At 68.7% G+C, this 17793-nt stretch carries 16 protein-coding genes; 6 read left to right on the top strand and 10 right to left on the bottom strand.

Going from position 1 to position 17793, the window contains the following annotated elements; all coding sequences use genetic code 11:
* Positions 1 to 26: 26 nt before the first annotated feature.
* From FBZ83_RS05120 to FBZ83_RS05110, 3 genes are all read right to left on the bottom strand, one after another.
* Positions 27 to 935, bottom strand: coding sequence for an ABC transporter permease (locus FBZ83_RS05120; RefSeq protein ID WP_145681373.1), 909 nt, complete (start codon positions 933 to 935; stop codon positions 27 to 29).
* Positions 932 to 1897: an ABC transporter permease gene (locus tag FBZ83_RS05115; protein WP_114861773.1), complete on the bottom strand. Its 966-nt coding sequence runs from the start codon at positions 1895 to 1897 to the stop codon at positions 932 to 934. The genes FBZ83_RS05120 and FBZ83_RS05115 overlap by 4 nt, the downstream gene beginning before the upstream one ends.
* Positions 1898 to 2042: 145 nt before the next feature.
* Positions 2043 to 3704: a peptide ABC transporter substrate-binding protein gene (locus FBZ83_RS05110; protein WP_348982498.1), complete on the bottom strand. Its 1662-nt coding sequence runs from the start codon at positions 3702 to 3704 to the stop codon at positions 2043 to 2045.
* Between the two features lie 205 nt (positions 3705 to 3909).
* Here FBZ83_RS05110 and FBZ83_RS05105 point away from each other — a divergent pair, with 205 nt between their 5' ends.
* Positions 3910 to 4689: an enoyl-CoA hydratase-related protein gene (locus tag FBZ83_RS05105; protein ID WP_145681371.1), complete on the top strand. Its 780-nt coding sequence runs from the start codon at positions 3910 to 3912 to the stop codon at positions 4687 to 4689.
* 114 nt (positions 4690 to 4803) lie between these two features.
* Complete coding sequence (locus FBZ83_RS05100) at positions 4804 to 6243, top strand: DHA2 family efflux MFS transporter permease subunit (protein WP_145681370.1); 1440 nt, start codon at positions 4804 to 4806, stop codon at positions 6241 to 6243.
* A gap of 27 nt (positions 6244 to 6270) precedes the next feature.
* On the opposite strand, the gene FBZ83_RS05095 is transcribed toward FBZ83_RS05100, so the two are convergent.
* The gene (locus tag FBZ83_RS05095) at positions 6271 to 6516 is read right to left on the bottom strand and encodes a hypothetical protein (protein WP_145681369.1); all 246 of its coding nucleotides are present in this window, start codon (positions 6514 to 6516) and stop codon (positions 6271 to 6273) included.
* A gap of 451 nt (positions 6517 to 6967) precedes the next feature.
* Here FBZ83_RS05095 and FBZ83_RS05090 point away from each other — a divergent pair, with 451 nt between their 5' ends.
* Positions 6968 to 7858: a LysR family transcriptional regulator gene (locus tag FBZ83_RS05090; RefSeq protein ID WP_145681368.1), complete on the top strand. Its 891-nt coding sequence runs from the start codon at positions 6968 to 6970 to the stop codon at positions 7856 to 7858.
* Between the two features lie 472 nt (positions 7859 to 8330).
* Here FBZ83_RS05090 and FBZ83_RS05085 read toward each other — a convergent pair whose 3' ends face one another.
* The 4 genes from FBZ83_RS05085 to FBZ83_RS05070 all read right to left on the bottom strand — a co-directional run bounded on the left by FBZ83_RS05085 (position 8331) and on the right by FBZ83_RS05070 (position 10939).
* Positions 8331 to 8666: a hypothetical protein gene (locus tag FBZ83_RS05085; protein WP_145681367.1), complete on the bottom strand. Its 336-nt coding sequence runs from the start codon at positions 8664 to 8666 to the stop codon at positions 8331 to 8333.
* Between the two features lie 161 nt (positions 8667 to 8827).
* Positions 8828 to 9382, bottom strand: a complete 555-nt coding sequence (locus FBZ83_RS05080) for a hypothetical protein (RefSeq protein WP_247888150.1) — start codon at positions 9380 to 9382, stop codon at positions 8828 to 8830.
* Between the two features lie 176 nt (positions 9383 to 9558).
* The gene (locus tag FBZ83_RS05075) at positions 9559 to 9963 is read right to left on the bottom strand and encodes a hypothetical protein (protein ID WP_145681366.1); all 405 of its coding nucleotides are present in this window, start codon (positions 9961 to 9963) and stop codon (positions 9559 to 9561) included.
* A gap of 136 nt (positions 9964 to 10099) precedes the next feature.
* Positions 10100 to 10939, bottom strand: a complete 840-nt coding sequence (locus FBZ83_RS05070; protein ID WP_145681365.1) for a universal stress protein — start codon at positions 10937 to 10939, stop codon at positions 10100 to 10102.
* A gap of 462 nt (positions 10940 to 11401) precedes the next feature.
* Here FBZ83_RS05070 and FBZ83_RS05065 point away from each other — a divergent pair, with 462 nt between their 5' ends.
* Positions 11402 to 13150, top strand: coding sequence for a putative bifunctional diguanylate cyclase/phosphodiesterase (locus tag FBZ83_RS05065; protein ID WP_145681364.1), 1749 nt, complete (start codon positions 11402 to 11404; stop codon positions 13148 to 13150).
* 50 nt (positions 13151 to 13200) lie between these two features.
* On the opposite strand, the gene FBZ83_RS05060 is transcribed toward FBZ83_RS05065, so the two are convergent.
* Positions 13201 to 13836, bottom strand: coding sequence for a glutathione S-transferase family protein (locus FBZ83_RS05060; protein ID WP_145681363.1), 636 nt, complete (start codon positions 13834 to 13836; stop codon positions 13201 to 13203).
* Between the two features lie 309 nt (positions 13837 to 14145).
* On the opposite strand from FBZ83_RS05060, the gene FBZ83_RS05055 reads away from it, so the two are divergent.
* Complete coding sequence (locus FBZ83_RS05055) at positions 14146 to 15561, top strand: aspartate aminotransferase family protein (protein WP_145681362.1); 1416 nt, start codon at positions 14146 to 14148, stop codon at positions 15559 to 15561.
* A 74-nt stretch (positions 15562 to 15635) separates the two neighbouring features.
* Here the strand turns inward: FBZ83_RS05055 and FBZ83_RS05050 are convergent, their stop codons facing one another.
* Complete coding sequence (locus tag FBZ83_RS05050; RefSeq protein WP_145681361.1) at positions 15636 to 15962, bottom strand: hypothetical protein; 327 nt, start codon at positions 15960 to 15962, stop codon at positions 15636 to 15638.
* A 545-nt stretch (positions 15963 to 16507) separates the two neighbouring features.
* Here FBZ83_RS05050 and hemA point away from each other — a divergent pair.
* A complete protein-coding gene (hemA, locus tag FBZ83_RS05045; protein WP_145674785.1) occupies positions 16508 to 17722 on the top strand; it encodes a 5-aminolevulinate synthase in 1215 nt (404 codons plus the stop codon).
* Positions 17723 to 17793: the final 71 nt, after the last annotated feature.

Here is a 17793-nt window from a genome sequence, read left to right as displayed (position 1 = left end):
CAGGGAGGGGGCAAGACCTCGCTCCCCTACTTCTTCCCCACCACCCGCGGGTCCAGCGCGTCCTGCAGCCCGTCGCCCAGCAGGTTGACGGCGATCACCGTCAAAAAGATCAACAGCCCCGGCCACACCGCCAGCAGCGGCGCCGTCCCCACCAGCTCCTGCGCGTTGGTCAGCATGTTGCCCCAGGAGGGCAGCGGCGGCTGGATGCCAAGACCCAGGAAGCTCAGCACCGACTCCAGCAGGATCACGTTGCCGACCGTCAGCGTCGTCGCCACCACGGCGGGAGCGGCGACGTTCGGCAGGATGTGGGCCAGCATGATCCGGCGGCTGCCCGCCCCCATCGCCACCGCCGCCCGCACATAGTCGCGCCGCCGCGCCGACAGGGTGGCCCCGCGCACCAGCCGCGCCACCGTGGTCCAGCCGAACAGCGCCACCAGAACGACGATGCGCAGCAGGCTGGCGTCCTCCGATCCCGCCACCTCGGGCGGGATGCCCAGCCGCGTCAGGTCGATGGCGCCCAGAACGATCAGCAGCGGCAGCAGCGGCAGCGCGATCAGCCCGTCCGTCACGCGCATCAGCAGGTCGTCGAGCCGCCCGCCGAAATAGCCGGCCAGCAGCCCGATCCCCGTGCCGATGACGGCGGAGGCCAGCGCCGCCGCCACGCCGACGAACAGCGACACCCGCCCGCCGTAGAGCAGCCGCACCAGCACGTCGCGCCCCAGCTCGTCCGTGCCCAGCGGGTGCAGGGCGGAGGGCGGGCCGAAGCGGTCGAGCAGGCTGATGCCCGTCGCTTCCACCCCCAGCCAGTGTTCCACCCAGGGTGCGGCCGCCGCCGCGACCGCCAGCACAAGCAGCAGCAGAGCGCTGACCACCGCCAGCCGGTGGCGGGCGAAGCGCCGCAGGAAGCGCCCGGCCTTCAAGCCCCCCGCCTTCACGCCCCGTCCCCCTTGAAGGAGATGCGCGGGTCCAGCCCGGCGTAGGCGGCGTCGGCCAGCAGGTTGCCGGCCAGCGTCGTCAGCGTGGCGAACAGCAGCGCCACCAGCGCCACGTTCAGGTCGTTGCCCATGATGCTGTCGTAGATCAGCTTGCCCATGCCCGGCCAGGCGAACATCGTCTCGGTCACCAGCGCGCCGGAGAAGAGGGCGCCGAACTCCAGCGCCACGATGGTCACGATGGGGATGGTCGCGTTGCGCAGCGCGTGGCGCCAGACCACCCGCCCCTCCCCCAGCCCCTTGGCGCGGGCGGTGCGGACGTAATCCTGGCGAAGCTCCCCCATCATCGCGGCGCGGACGTAACGCGTGTAGCCGCCGATGCTCGCCAGCGTCAGCGAGGCCACCGGCAGCACGAGGTAGGGCAGCCGCTCCCACCAGCCCTCGCCGCCGACCGGGCCGAGGCCGGAGGCGGGCAGCCATTGCAGCTCCACCGCGAAGAGCAGGATCAGCAGCAGCGCCAGCCAGAAGGCCGGGACCGAGATGCCGGCGAAGCAGAACAGGTTGATGGCGTTGTCGGCCCAGCCGTAGGGCCGCCGCGCCGCGTAGACGCCGAGCGGCAGCGCCACCGCCAGGGTCAGCGCCATCGCCGCGCCGAGCAGCAGCAGCGTGTTGCCCAGCCGCGGCAGCAGGATCGTCAGAACCGGTTGCGCGTAGAGCCGGGAGAAGCCGAAATCCCCCATCAGCGCCGCCTGGAGCCAATGCCAGTAACGGTCCAGCAACGGCTTGTCGAGGCCGTAGAGCGCCTTCAGCCGCGCCGCGTCGGCGGGCGTGGCGCGCGGGTTGCCGGCCAGCATCATGTCCACCGGGTCGCCCGGCATCAGCGTCATCAGGACGGTGATGACGAAGCTCATCAGCAGCAGGACAACCAGCGCCTGGAGCAGGCGGGAGGCGAGGAAGCGGGTCATGGGAGCGGAGCGCCCACGGCGAAGAGCTTTGCCCCCACCCCGGCCCTCCCCCGCTTCGCAGGGGAGGGAACTGCCGCCGCTTTGCAGAAGGCACCCTCCCCTGCGAAGCGGGGGAGGGCCGGGGTGGGGGCCCGACGCGACACCCTCACTCCTTCGCCTTCCACGTCTCGATCCACAGCGTGCTGGAATCCAGATGTCCGGTCGGCACCACGCCCTCCAGCCAGGGCGGCAGGATGAACGGATCGGCGCGGAAGAACAGCGGCAGGTTCGGCAGGTCCTGGGCGTAGAGCGTCTGCAGCTTCGCCCAGAGCGCGCGGTTGGCGTCGGGCTCGCAGACATGCTCCAGGTCCTCCAGGACCTTGTCCATCTCCGGGTTCCGGTAGCCGGTGTAGTTCTGGCCCGCCCAGTTGTTGGCCTCCGTGGGGATCATGCTGGAATGCAGGATGGTGCGCGGGATGTTCTCCGGCGCGCTGATCCAGGCGAACAGCGCCATCGACTTGAAGCGGCGCTTCTCCAGCGTGTCGCCGAACAGGACGCGGGCCGGCTCGTTGACGATGCGAACCTCCACCCCGGCCTGCCGCCATTGCGCCTGGAGCACCTGCTGCAGCACCTCGCGGGAGCGGTTGCCGGCGGTCGTCATGATCTCCAGCGACAGCCGTTCCCCCTTGGCGTTGTGACGCACCCCGGCGCGCCGCTCGCTCCAGCCCGCCTCGTCCAGCAGCTTGCCGGCCAGCGCCGGGTCGAAGGCGTAGGTCTGGTAGCCCGGCGCGTGCACGCGGTCGAGCGGGCTGATCTCGTTGTGGGCGACCGGCTGGCGCCCGTCGTAGAGCTGCTTGGAGATCGCCTCGCGGTCGATGGCGTGGAGCAGCGCCCGGCGCACCCGCACGTCGGCCAGCGCCGGGTTGTCGAGGTTCAGCTCGACATGCTCGAAGAACAGGCCCGGCTTGTAGAAGACGTTGTAGCGGCTGCCGTGCCGCTTCTCGAAGGCGAGCACCTGGTCGAGCGGCAGGCCGGTTTCCCCCGGCACCATGTCGACCTGCCCGGCCAGCAGGTTGGCCTCCAGCGCGGCGGTGTTCTCGATGGACTTCACGATCACCCGCTTGAAGGCCGGCTTGGCGCCCCACCAGGTCGGGTTGGGTTCCAGCACCACATGGCTGCCCGGCTCGACCTGGGCGATGCGGTAGGGACCGAACCACAGGCCGGGATTCGTCGTATCGGTCTCGTACTTGGAGCGGTTGCGGTAGGTCGCCGGGTCGGCCTCGAACACCGCGCGCTCCAAATGGGCGGGCAGGATCTCGAAGTCGTTGATCTCGGCGTAGCTGCACACCGCCTTGTCGCGGTGGATGGTGAAGGTGCGCTCGTCCTTCGCGTCGATCGCCACGATGTCGCGGGCGAACAGGTCGAAATTGCTGTAGCCGCTTTGCGGGTGCTTGCCGACCGCCCAGGTGAACAGCACGTCCTCGGTCGTCACCGGCGTGCCGTCGCCCCAGGTCGCCTTGGGGTTGATGGTGTAGGTGACCTTGATGCCCTTCTTGCCGTCGGCCCGCGTCTCATACTCCGCGGTGCCCTTGTCCAGCGCCGGCAGCTCGGTGCAGAGCAGGCAGGTCAGCCGCCAGTCGGGGTCGTAGGCGGTGAAGGGCCGGCGCGCCATGGACAGGACGTAGCTCTTCGCCATCATCGCTTCCATGGAGGGGTGCCAGTTGGACGGGAACTGGGTCATGCCGATCACCAGCTCGTCCTTCGCCGCTTGCGCGGACGAGCCCATCGGGGCGGCGGCCAGAGCGGCGGCCAGGGTGAAAGCGGCCAATCCCGTTCGCGCCAATCCCGTTCGCATCGCGGCGTCATCTCCGTCCGGTGAAGTCCCGGCTACGAACTATGGGGACCCGCGGCCTTGCGGTCCAGAGTGGAAGCAGGCTTTGCGAAGCCCCAAGGGAAGCCCTTGACGGAACGGGGCCGCCGGTGTTTGTGGTCTTTCCCATACGCAACCGAATGGATGGGGAGCCCGACAGGCCATGGCCGGCACCGTGACCCTGAGCCGCGACGGCGTCGTCGCCACGCTGACCCTCAGCAACCCCGACAAGCTGAACGCCTTCGACAAGCCGATGTGGCAGGCGCTGATCCCGCTGCTGCGCCGGCTCGGCGCCGACGAGACGGTGCGCGCGGTGGTGCTGCGCGGCGCCGGCGGGCGGGCCTTCAGCCCCGGCGCCGACATCTCCGAATTCGAGACGGAGCGCAACAGCCCCGAGCAGGGCGCCGACTACGGCGTGCTGATGGACGAGGGGCTGGCCCTGCTGCGCGATCTGCCGCACCCGACGCTGGCGGCCATCCAGGGCGCCTGCTGCGGCATCGGGCTGGCCGTCGCGCTGGCCTGCGACCTGCGGGTCTGCACGGCGGGCAGCCGCTTCGGCGTGCCGGTCAGCCGGCTCGGCATCTCCATGGCGCTGCCGGAGCTGAAGCTGCTCCACGACATCGCGGGCGGCCCGGCGGCGCTGGAGATCCTGCTGGAGGGCCGCGTCTTCGGCGCGGAGGAGGCCAAGGACAAGCGGCTGGTCCACCGCCTCGTCGCCGACGAGGCCTTCGAGGAGGAAATCGCCGCGACCTGCGAACGCATCGCCGGGGGCGCCCCGCTGGCCGCCCGCCTGCACAAGCAGTTCGTCCGCCGCCTGTCCGACCCCGCCCCGCTGTCGGAGGCGGAGATCGCCGAATGCTACCACTGCTTCGGCACGGAGGATTTCCGCGAGGGCTACCGGGCGTTCCTGGAGAAACGCAAGCCGGTCTTCAAAGGGCGCTGAGCGGCCGCGCATGCCAGGGTTCGCGCCATAGCGGTGGTTTCCGGACGGGGGAAGTCCAGATTGGGAAAACTGCCTCCCCCGTCCCACCGCCCCATCCCCGCCATGCCTCCCACCATGCCCCGCGCCACCCGCTACATTCCCTTCATCATCGCCTGCGCTCTGTTCATGGAAAATTTGGACGCGACGGTGATCGCCACCGCGCTGCCGGAGATCGCGCGGTCGATGGGCGAGGACCCGTTGCGCCTCAGCCTCGCCATGACCTCCTACATGCTGGCGCTGGCGGTGTTCCTGCCGGTCAGCGGCTGGATGGCCGACCGCTACGGCACGCGGACGGTCTTCGCGGCGGCCATCGCGGTGTTCACCGTCGGCTCGATCCTCTGCGGCCAGTCGGACGGGCTGTACGAGCTGGTGGGCGCGCGCATCGTCCAGGGGCTGGGCGGGGCGATGATGGTGCCAGTCGGCCGGCTGATCCTGCTGAAGACGGTGCCCAAGGAGAAGCTGGTCGCCGCCATGGCCCAGATGACCCTGCCGGCGCTGATCGGCCCAGCGCTGGGTCCGCTGGTCGGCGGTTTCATCGCCACCTATGCCTCCTGGCGCTGGATCTTCTACATCAATGTGCCGATCGGGCTGATCGGGATCGCGCTGGTGCTGACCCTGATCCCCAACGTGCGCGAGACCGAGCGCGACCCCTTCGACGGCCGCGGCTTCATGCTGAGCGCGCTGGCCCTGGCCGCGCTGATGTTCGGGCTGGAGAATGTCGGCCGCGGCGTGCTGCCGCCCGCCGCGGTCGCCGGGGTGCTGGGGCTGGGCTTTGCCGCCGCGTGGCTCTATCTGCGCCACGCCCGCGGAATGGAGCGGCCGGTGCTCGACCCCTCGCTGCTGCGCCTGCCGACCTACTTCGCCTCGGTCATGGGCGGCACGCTGTTCCGCATCGGCATCGGCGCGGTGCCCTTCCTGATGCCGCTGATGCTCCAGGTCGGCTTCGGGCGCACGCCCTTCGAGTCCGGGGCGCTGACCTTCGCCGGGGCCGCCGGGGCGCTGACCATGAAGGCGCTGGCCGGCCCCATCCTGCGCCGGCTGGGCTTCCGCCGGGTGCTGACCGCCAACGCGCTGCTCAGCGGCCTGATCCTGGCGAGCTACGCCGCCTTCCGGCCCGAGACAGCGCACTGGGTTATCCTGGGCGCGCTGCTGATGGGGGGCTTCTTCCGTTCGCTGCAGTTCACCGGCCTGAACAGCCTGGCCTACGCCGAGGTGCCCAAGGCGTGCCTGAGCCGCGCCAACACGCTGGCCAGCGTGATGCAGCAGGTCTCGCTCAGCCTGGGCGTGGCGGTCGGGGCGACGGTGCTGCACCTGACGCAGAGCGTCACCAGCGGCCCCGGCGCGACGCTGACGCCGACCGACTTCGTGCCGGCCTTCCTGACGGTCGGCGGGATGGCCTGCGTCTCGGCCCTGTTCTTCCTGCGCCTGCCGCCCGACGCCGGCGCCGAGATCAGCGGCCACCGCGCCCGCGCGCGGGCCAAGGAGCCGCCGCGCGCGCTGGAAGCGGCCGACTGAACCGCAGCCGGATCAAAGGCGGCCGGATCAGCGGTCTTCCCAGTCCGGCTCGTCGGCCTTGAGAAGCTCCAGGAGCCGGGCGACCCGGCCCGAGGGGGGATGCCGCGTCGCCTCCCCCATATAATCGTCGGCACCGGTCCAGCTGGTAGCCTTCATCAATTCGGCGGGCGTCGCGCCCGTGCCGATGATGCTGGCGATGCGCATGTCGTCCAGGCGCCCGCAGATGTCGATCACCTGATCGCGGGTGAGCGCCGGCTGATGCTGATCGGGCATTCGGAACCCCTCCTTCCCAAATCCGCGTCACCCCCCGATTAGCGATCCGCCGCCCGCCCGGCGCAACCGCGCAAGGGGGGAAGCCCCACCGCAACAGGGGGCCGCAACAGGGGGCCGCAACAGCAAGTAAGGTGCCTTCCCAGGGGTCGCCGGCCCGAGTCTCCGGCTGCCACGCCGGTCCTCGATTGTCCTCCGAGCAAATCCAGCGCGGCGAAGTCGTCCTTCGGTTGCGGAAAAGGTAAAAATCCCACAATGCGGGATAAACAAATGTGCGCTCTTCGCAGCACATCGGAAAATTCTTACCAAGCTTGGCTCTTTTTCGTGCGGTGCGCCTTTGGTTGGGGGTGCGTTCGCCGCGCGTTCCCGGTATAAATGAGCATGGCGGCTATGCGCCGTCTTCAAGAATGAACGGGAGGCTCCCCGCCAGGGCGCGGGCAGCAAGACAGGCATGATGGACTGGGACAAGCTTCGGGTCTTCCACGCCGTGGCCGAGGCTGGAAGTTTCACGCACGCCGGCGAGACGCTGAACCTCAGCCAGTCGGCGGTCAGCCGCCAGATCAGCGCGCTGGAGGAGAGCCTCGGCGTGCCGCTGTTTCACCGGCACGCGCGCGGCCTGATCCTGACCGAGCAGGGCGAGCTTCTGCACCGCACCGCCCGCGACGTCTTCGCCAAGCTGTCGATGACCGAGGCGATGCTGACCGAAAGCCGGGAGCATCCGAAGGGGCCGCTTCGCGTCACCACCACGGTGGCCTTCGGCTCGACCTGGCTGACCCCGCGCGTCAACGAGTTCCTGTCGATCTACCCGGACATCCAGCTCACCCTGCTGATCGACGACAACGAGCTGGATCTGGCGATGCGCGAGGCGGACATCGCCATCCGCATGAACACGCCGCGCCAGCCCGACCTGATCCAGCGCCACCTGATGTCGGTGCATTTCCACCTCTACGCCCACCAGGACTATCTGAAGAAGCGCGGCGCGCCGAAGATTGGCGCCGACCTGGACGGGCACGACATCGTCGCCTACCCGCCGGACGTCCGCGCGCCCATCGCCAACGTCAACTGGATCAACGAGGTCGGCGATCCGGCCCCGGGGGCCCGCAAGCCGATCCTCCAGGTGAACAGCATCTACGCCATGTACCGCGCCGTGGAGAGCGGCCTGGGCATCGCCGCCCTGCCCGACTTCCTGGTCGACGGCAGCAAGGAGCTGACGCGCGTCCTGCCCGACGTGGACGGCCCAAAGGTCGACGCCTACTTCGTCTACGCCGAGGAACTGCGCCATTCCAAGCGCATCGCGGTGTTCCGCGACTTCCTGGTGAAGAAGGTGGCGGAGTCGGCCTTCTGATACCGCCCAGTCGTTGTGCAGGCAGGGTGTTTGCCTGTTTTTGATGCAAAGGCGCCCGTCCAGCCATGCCGGGCGCCTTTCTTTTTGTACGGATTGTACCGAAACCCACCCCGCATCTTTGCAATACGGTTGCCGTTTTCCCCGCGGGTCCACCCACCCTTCAGCTCCATACGCCTCCGCACGCCAATTTCTCGTGTCTCTTCAATGCTTTACAAGCTATGCGGTTCGCGCATGGCCGAATTGGATATTTGGGGATGGAATCCTTTGGGCAGAATGGTCAAATCTTGGGCGTTGGATGTTGCGCCGCAGCATCCGGCGTTTCGTCCCGGAAGCCCGCTTCCGGGGTTGGGTCCTCGGACCCAGCGTCTCCCAGACGTGAAGCCTCCCTGTTCAACTCGCCGCTAGCCCAATGGGTTAGCGGCAGTTTTTTTATGTGGAACTGGTCACGGCCCATGGGGGAGCCGCCGGAGCGTCATCGGGCGCCGGGGAGCCGGGCGCCCTCGCGCGCGTAGATCTGACGCGGCGTGCAGACTTCATCGAGTTGCACCACCACGGCTCCGGGCTGGCTGTTCAAGCCGACCCACGCGTCGTAGCCGACGATGTCCCCGGGTATGTTGCGATACAGACCATAGGCAAGATAGCGGACGTCGGACACCGGGATACGCACCCCGGCGAGGGACGAGGCGACGGCTCCATTGCAGCGGCTCGGGCTCAGCCGGTCCAGGGCGCTCACCGCGCCGGGCTCGGGAGCGGCCTGAGGCGGTGGACTCAGCCCGGCGCAGGCGGCCACGAGGACCGCCGACGCCATGGCCCCGCCCCGCAGGACGGTTCGCAGACACGCCGCCTTTTTCACTGTTCCGCCCGGCATCGGATCACCCTCCCACGCAGCGTTCCGTCGTTGCCTCGGATCAACAGGCGGGAGGATGCCCTGTGCCGGGTCGTTGGCTGCCGACCGGCGACCGGCTGGCTTCAATCCACCACTTTGATGCCCTTGGGGCGGCTCGTCTCGGTCGGCAGATGGTCGGCGGACAGGACGCGCTGGTAGGTGCCGTTCGTCTGCACCATCACGCGCTGGCCGGGGGCGAAGACCGGCTCGTTGGCCGCCTGCTCCTGCACGATGGTGATGGTCCGGCCGGTGGCCAGCGTCACCACATACTCGATCCCCATGCGGTCCGAGATCGCCTGCTCCGCCACGGCGCCGGCCACGGCGCCCACCAGCGCGCCGCCCAGGATCGCCGCCACGTTGCCGGAGCCCTTGCCGACGTTGGACATCGCCAGCCCGCCCGCGGCGGCGCCGACCAGCCCGCCGGCCCCGGTGTTCTGACCCTGGATGTCCACCGGACGGCTCGCCATCACGGTGCCGAAATCGACCGAGGTCGCGTGGCCGACGTCCCGGTAGCTGTAGCGGTTCTGGCTCTGGCTGGCGCAGGCGCCGAGCGACAGGACCGCCACCCCCAGCACCGCCGCGGTCAGGCCGCGCCTCGCGGTCCGTCGAACACTCGTTTCTTGCTTGGAAAAGGACATCGCACCCTCATGCACGCACGGCGCGGCGCTCGAAACCAAGCGCCACCACGGCGAGCATGGCCGGGCAACGGGATGATGTCCATGCGAGAATGCGCCGCTTCGGTGCCGATGACGGGAAGCCTTCCCCTTGCGGATGGACCGGCGTCCCCCGGATCGGCCTCAAGCGGATCGCGCCTTCACCAGCCCCGGCCGGCGGACCAGCCGCCGTAGAACTGCACGCTCGGTCCCGGATAGGGGCGCGGCCCCCAATCGTTGCGCCATCCGCGGTGGTGGTGATGGCGGGGAGGCGGCCCCCAATAGGGCGGCGGAGCGACCACGATGGGCGGCGGCGGGCGGTAGCCGGGCACGACGATCACCCGGCTTCCCGGCGGCGGCACGATCACCGACGGCCCACCATAGGGAGGACCGCCATACCAGGACCCACGGTCGCGCGGGCCGTGCGCGTCCGCCGCCGTCGGCAGGACGGCCAGCGCCAGCGCCCCGGCGATGCCCAGCACCGCCATGCGGGCCGCCGGACGGAACACCGCAGCGATGCCCGAAGGACGCACGCGGTGGAGGAATGTGGAAATCAGCGCGCTCATGCCGGCCTTCCTTCGCAGGTCCGCGGCGCCCGTCGATGCAAGCCCATCGACCAAAGTCTTTCGGCCGAAGCCCGGCGCCGCCACACTGGGATGAACAGGCGGCCCCGCCGGACTATTCCCGGACGACCGAATGGCCTCAATGGCTCATCAGGACCGGAACCGTCATGTGCTCCAGCATGTAGCGGGTCATGCCGCCCAGCACCTGTTCGCGCAGCCGCGACCGTCCATAGGCGCCCATGACCAGCAGATCGCAGGATTCGTCGGCGACCGTGTTCAGCAGCGTGTCGCCCGGATCGATCTGGTCGGTCACGATGTGGGTGGCCTCAACCCGGCAGCCATGGCGCGACAGGTGCTTGGCGATGTCCGCCCCCGGCTCGTCGCCGATGCCGACGGGACCGGCCTTGGGATTGACGGCCATCACCACCACGCGCTTGGCGGCGGTCAGGATGGGCATGGCGTCGGCCACCGCGCGGGCTGCCTCGCGGCTGCCGTTCCAGGCGACCAGAACGCGCTCCCCGATGTGCGGGAAGCTGCCGGCGTAGGGCACGACGAGCAGCGGGCGCCCGCATTCGAACACCAGATCCTGCGGCAGGGCGATCGGGCGGTCGCGGTCGCGGTGCGGATCGGCCTGCCCGACCACCAGCACGTCGGCGTAGCGCCCGTGCAGCGCCGCGCTGTCCGTCGGATGCCCATAGAGCGCCCGCCACTCCGAGCGGTCGGTCAGGCCGTTGCGGCGCACCGCGTCGTCGAAGAGGGCTTCCGCCTTGGCCGCCTGGCTTTCGGTGAAGCCCCGCTGCATGGCGCGCACCTCGTCCGGCAGTTCGGCCTCGACATAGCCCGGCAGTGTCAGCGGAACGATGGGGTAGAGGCCGGTGATGTGGCCGTCGGTGCGCGCGGCCAGTTGGGCGGCGGCATCGATTCGCGCCGCTGCGGCGGCGGTGTCGTCGACGACCACCAGCAAATCCTTGAGTGCCATGGCGATTCTCCCTCGCTGGCGCGGGTGGCGATCGTGGCGCACCACCTCTTCTCGCGCATTGGTCGAAATTATAGCCTGCGGTGGCCGGTTCTGACGACGGTCAGAATGGAGAACGCTGACATGCCGCATCTGCGCGCCCGTCCGGACCATCCTTGGGCCTACGATTCGGCGGGCCTACGATTGCCTGCGGCGACGCCGGCAACCTGTCGTGGTCCGCCGTGGATCGCCACACGACCCGCCGGCCCGGAACACTGCCGATGCCACAAATCCAATCAACTCCGCCCGAAACATCAACCGTGATTTGCACGAATACCCGAGTATGATGGTTGGCCCGGTCGTTCGCCCATTATAGTGGGGCGATGCTTTCCACCATCTTCGGCGGCTTTGGTTTTGACGGGCGGGCATTCTTTCGCGTAAGTGTTGATCGTGGTTTTCCCAACGGTGTCTCGACCATTCCCGCCCATGAAGCCGGACCCTCATCTCGCCTCGCTTGCCGCAGCCCTGTCCGGCACCGCTTCCGGGGCTCCGGCGCTCGACACCCTGCGGCAACTTCTCGACGTCATGCCGGCGATGGTCGGCCTGCTCGACACGCAGCGGCGGCACCTCTACGGCAACCAGGCGTATCTGGATTATATGGGCCGCAAGCTGGACGCCCTCATCGGGACCACGGTGGGCGACATCCTGGGCCCGGAGACGCTGCGCAACAATAGCGCCGCGGTTGAACGCGCGCTCGACGGCGAGACGGTGCAGGTGGAGGGCTGGCTTCCCCGGTCCAACGGCGGCAACGACTACGTGTTGCGGGTGTACGCGCCCTACCGCGACCCGGACAGCTCCATCGCCGGCTACTTCGTCATCATGCAGAACATGACGGAGCGGCGCCGCACCCAGGACGACCTTTTCCGGCTGGCCTACTACGACCCGGTGACCGGGCTGGCGAACCGGCTGCTGCTGGTCAAGCACATGGCCGATTTCCACGCGATGGGGGAACCCTTCACGGTGGTGATCGTCGATTTCGACCGCTTTGTCGACGTGCGCACCAGCCTGGGCCAGGGCTTCGCCAACGAGATCCTGACCGACGTCGCCACGCGGCTGAGCGTGCGGGCCGGGTCGGTCGACCTGATCGCCCGCATCAGCGACCACGCCTTCGCGCTGCTGATCGGCGGCACCCAGGACCCGCTCGCGGTGGAGGAGCGGCTGTCCACCATCGCGTCGCTGGTCCGCTCCGCCAAGACGGCGTCGGGCGCCTCGGTTTTCCTGTCGGCCAGCATCGGCGTCGCCGCCTCCTGCGACACCCACACCCGTCCGGAGGACGTGCTGCGCGACGCGGAGATCGCCACCGGCCGCGCCCGCGAGCAGGGTGGCGGACGCCACGCCTGGTTCGACCCGGCCATGCACGCCCGCGTCGTCGAACAGGTCCGGCTGGAGCACGACCTGCGCCGCGCGCTGGAGCGCGGCGAGGAGCTGTGGGTCGCCTACCAGCCGATCGTCGAGATGGTCACCGGCGGGCTGGCCGGCTTCGAGGCGCTGGTGCGCTGGAACCATCCGGAGCGCGGCAACATCCCCCCCGGCGTCTTCATTCCGATCGCCGAGAGCACCGGCCTGATCGTCACGCTGGGCGCCTGGGTGCTGCGCGAGGCGTGCCGGCAGATCGCCCAATGGCAGGACCAGCGCCTTCCCGGCTCCGCCAACCTGTTCATGAGCATCAACCTGTCCACCCGCCAGCTGAACGATCCCGACATGGTCGCGCTGGTGCGCGAGGTGCTGCGCGAGACCGGGGCCGAGCCGTCCTGGATCAAGCTGGAGATCACCGAAAGCGCGGTCATGGAAAAGGCCGAGCAGTCGATCCGCCTGCTGCAGACCCTGCGCGGGCTGGGCATCAAGATGTCCATCGACGATTTCGGCACCGGCTATTCGTCGCTGTCCTACCTGCACAAGCTGCCCATCGACAGCCTGAAGGTGGACCGCTCCTTCGTCATGGCCATGCACCAGTCGGAGGAGAACCGCGCCATCGTCCGCATCATCATGGATCTGGCGCGGCTTCTCGGCTTCGACGTCATCGCCGAGGGCATCGAGACGAGCGCCGACGCCAACCTGCTGCGCGCGCTGGCCTGCGACTATGGACAGGGCTACCATTTCGCCCGCCCGATGCCCGCCGCCGACGCCGACCGGCTGGTCGGGGCCGAGCATCTTCCCTGGCAGGTGCCGCGCTGAGCGGCTGATGCCGCTCCGCTTTTAAGACGGAGCGGCAACCCTTCTTCCAATCAATAATAGGGCGCGCCGAGCCCTTCGGCCTCGAACGCCGCCGTGACCGCAGGGCGCTCCAGCACGCGGGCGAGGTAGGGGCCGAGGTTGGGCAGGCTGCGCGCCGGGGTGCCCATGAAGCGGGTCCAGCGGGCCAGCATGAACAGGTAGGGGTCGACGGCGCTGTAGCGGTCGCCGAGGAAACACGCCGCGTCGCCCAGTTGACCGTCCAGCAGCCTGAAGCGCTCCAGCAGCCGCGCCTCCGCCATGGCCTTGACCGAGGCCTGCGCCTCCGCCCCTTCGGCGTGGCGCTCCGGGTAGAAATAGACCATCATGTCGGCCTGGACGGTGTTGGTCAGGAAGACCAGCCACTGGTAGAAACGCGCGCGCTCCGCCGTGCCAAGCGCCGGGGCCAGTCCGGCGGCCGGATGCGAATCGGCCAGATGCAGGCAGATCGCCGCCGCCTCGAACAGCACAAGATCGCCCTCCACCAGAGTCGGCACCCGCCCGTTGGGGTTCAGGCGCAGATAGTCCGGCGCCTTGTGGGCCGCGGTGGCGCGGTCCAGCATGACCAGGTCAAAGGGCAGCCCGATCTCGCGCAGCAGGATGTGCGGCGCCATCGATGCGCTGCTCGGCATTCCATACAAAGTGATCATGTGTCCCCTTCCCGTCCGAATCGCCGGACCTCGCGCAACGGGTCCGGCCGAAGGCGTCTTCCACCGCCGAGACGCGGAGATCCGATGCCATTCTCTAACACCGTGCACCGGCGTGTCCGCGTGGCGAAGAATCCCGCCAGCGGGCGGGGTGCCATGCAGGACGGGAATGCCCGCTCCACCCCCCGATTCTCCGGCTTTGTCAGGAGGGCCAACCATGCCTATGATCGGGGGCGCCGTTTAACATTTTCAACATCGGCGAAGCAGCATCGGCAACGACCGACACCGGCAGTGAACACAGGGATAGAGATCATGACCGAACAGGGCGTCGCGGCGACTGAAAATTCCGGGCCCGACAATCATGGCGCCGGGAACTCCGCCGCCAGCCGCGACAAGGCGTATTTCCTCCACCCCTACACCAACCTGCACGCGCACGAGACCCAGGGTCCGCTGATCATCGAGCGCGGCGAGGGCGTGCGCGTCTTCGACGACAGCGGCAAGGAATACATCGAGGGTCTGGCCAGCCTGTGGTGCGTGTCGCTGGGCTGGGGCGAGGAGCGCCTCGTCGAGGCCGCCACCCGCCAGATGCGCAAACTGCCGACCTACCACGTCTTCGGCCACAAGAGCCACGAGCCGGGCATCGATCTGGCGGAGCGGCTGATCAAGCTGGCCCCGGTGCCGATGTCCAAGGTGTTCTTCGCCAACTCCGGGTCGGAGGCGAACGACACCGCCGTCAAGCTGGTCTGGTACTACAACAACGCGCTGGGCCGGCCGGAGAAGAAGAAGATCCTGTCGCGGGTGAAGGCCTATCACGGCGTCACTGTGGCGACGGCCAGCCTGACCGGCCTGGTGAACAACCACCGCGACTTCGACCTGCCGATCGCCCGCATCCAGCACACCGACTGCCCGCACCATTACCGCTTCGCCGAGCCGGGCGAGAGCGAGGAGGATTTCGCGACCCGTCTGGCGGAAAGCCTGGAGGCGCTGATCCTGGCCGAGGGGCCGGAGACCATCGCCGCCATGTTCGCGGAGCCGGTGATGGGGGCCGGCGGCGTCATCGTCCCGCCCGCGACCTACTTCGCGAAGATCCAGCCGATCCTGAAGAAGTACGACATCCTCCTGGTCGCCGACGAGGTGATCTGCGGCTTTGGGCGCACCGGGAATTTCTGGGGCAGCCAGACCATGGGCATGCAGCCGGACATCATAACCTGCGCCAAGCAGCTGTCCTCCGGCTACCTGCCGATTTCCGCGGTGATGGTGTCGGACGCGGTCTACCGGGCCTGCGTCGAGGAGAGCAAGAAGATCGGCACCTTCGGCCACGGCTACACCTACTCCGCCCACCCGGTGGCGGCGGCGGTGGCGATCGAGACGCTGAAGATCTACGAGGAGCGGGACCTGATCGGCCATGTCCGCGCCGTCGCCCCGCTGTTCCAGCGCCGTCTGAAGGCCCTGGCCGACCATCCTCTGGTCGGCGAGGCGCGCGGCGTCGGCCTGATCGGCGCCCTCGAACTGGTCGCCGACAAGGAGAGCAAGACCCCGTTCGATCCGGTGGGCCGGGCCGGCGCCGTGGTGAACGGGCTGAGCCAGGAGAACGGCCTGATCATCCGCGCCATGGGCGACAGCGTGGCGGTCTGCCCGCCGCTGGTCATCGGCGAGGCGGACATCAACCTGATGTTCGACCGCCTGACCACGGCGCTGGACGCCGCGATCCCCGTCCTGCGCGGCTAACGGCCGGTTCCGCGACGGGAAAGGGCCGCCCCGCCATCCGGCGCGGGCGGCCCTTTTTCATTCCGAAGCGGTGCTCAGGATCGGGCGGTGTTGATGACGTGGGACGAGACCGGGACGCCGGCCGCTGCCGCGTCGCGGATCAGCGCGTCGGCGGTCGGCCAGACCATCCGCCCGTTCAATTGCACCAGCGTGTCCTCGTGCACGGCCATGTAACCGCCCACGCTGGCCATGAAGATCAGACGCGCCAGACGCCCCGCCGGCGGAGCGGACTCGTCCGTCGGTCCCTCGTCGGCACGGGTCACCGCGTCGGAGCGGAGCGACGACGGCACGGCGGGACGCCGCGGCAGGGACGGCGCCGGGGACACAGCGGCGGCGGACGCCGGGCGGAAAGGGATGACCATGCTCCCACCGGGGGCAATGGCGCCACGGCCGGGCTCCAAACCCGACACTCGCCGGCCTCGCGCGCTGTCGAAGGTCAGAACGGCATTCATGGCGCAACACTCCTCATCAACGTCTTGAATGAATGCTCTCACCTTCCCTTGTCAGCGTCCATACCACCTTGTTCGTAAAAGAGCTCAACAAAGGTATTCGGCGCAATCGGACAGCATATTCAGCAAAACTTGCGCTCCGTTATACCTCGGGAACATCCGCAATCACTTGGAATCATCAATGAAACGGGAGGGCGAAAGGGTGTTTCCCAACGGCGGCAACGGTGCGACGGGCACCGGGCGGGAAACGCTCCGACCAAGCGATCATCCATAGGTCGAATGGTCCCGCCGCGGCGGATCGGGGAGAATTGGTGTCTCACAGGGCAGACCTTTTGACCTCGGTCAATGCCGGGTGGCAACACGGCAACGATCATGCCATCTTCCTAACGTGCTAGGCCCGGTGGCTGGACTGCCCGGACTGCACCCGCCCCTTCGGATGAATGCGAACGGAACGCGCGATGGATTACGAGAGCTTTTTCCGCACCCAGATCGCCAGCCTGAAACAGGATGGCCGCTACCGGGTCTTCGCCAACCTCGAACGGCACGCGGGGAACTTTCCGAAAGCCACCTTCCGCGACGCCTCCGGGAAGGAGCGGCAGGTCACCGTCTGGTGCTCGAACGACTATCTGGGCATGGGCCAGAACCCGGTCGTCCTGCAGGCGATGCACGACGCCGTCGACGGCGTGGGTGCGGGCGCCGGCGGCACGCGCAACATCTCCGGCACCAACATCTACCATGTGCTGCTGGAGCGCGAACTGGCCGACCTTCACCAGAAGGAGGCGGCGCTGCTCTTCACCTCCGGCTACGTGTCCAACGACGCGACGCTGGGGACGCTGGGCAAGCTGCTGCCGAACTGCGTGATCCTGTCGGACGCGCTGAACCACAATTCGATGATCACCGGCATCCGCAACAGCGGCGCCGAGAAGCACATCTTCCGCCACAACGACCCCAAGCATCTGGACGAGCTGCTGTCGCAGATCGCCCCGGACCGCCCGAAGGTCGTGGCGTTTGAGAGCGTCTATTCCATGGACGGCGACGTCGCCCCGATCCATGACCTGTGCGACGTCGCCGACAAGCACGGCGCCATGACCTATCTGGACGAGGTGCACGCGGTCGGCATGTACGGCCCGCGCGGCGGCGGCGTGGCCGAGCGCGACGGCGCCATGGACCGGCTGACCATCATCGAGGGCACGCTGGGCAAGGCCTTCGGCGTGCAGGGCGGCTACATCACCGGTTCCACCGCGCTGGTCGACTGCATCCGCAGCTTCGCCGCCGGCTTCATCTTCTCCACCTCGTTGTCGCCGGTCCTGGCCGCCGGGGCTCTGGCCAGCATCCGTTATCTGAAGCAGAGCCAGACGGAGCGCGACCAGCACCAGGAGCGCGCGGCGACGCTGAAGCGGCTGATGGCCGAGGCCGGCCTGCCGGTGATGCCGTCGGCCAGCCACATCGTTCCGGTGATGGTCGGCGACGCCCACCGCTGCAAGCGCGCCTCGGACGAGCTGATGGAACGGCACGACATCTACGTCCAGCCGATCAACTACCCGACCGTGCCGCGCGGCGGCGAGCGCCTGCGCTTCACCCCCACCCCGCTGCACAGCGATGCCGAAATGGCGCGCCTCGTCGACGCCCTGCTCGACGTGTGGAGCCGCCTGGACCTGCGTCTGGCGGCGTAACCCCTCCCCCCCCTCCTGCGCGCTCTCCCGCGCGCAGGAGGGGATTCGGTGATCTCCCGGCGATAACGGCA

Source organism: Azospirillum brasilense (assembly GCF_007827815.1).
GTDB lineage: Bacteria > Pseudomonadota > Alphaproteobacteria > Azospirillales > Azospirillaceae > Azospirillum > Azospirillum brasilense_C.
The sequence above is the reverse complement of the archived record's forward strand: the minus strand, read 5'-3'. Positions and strand labels throughout refer to the sequence as shown.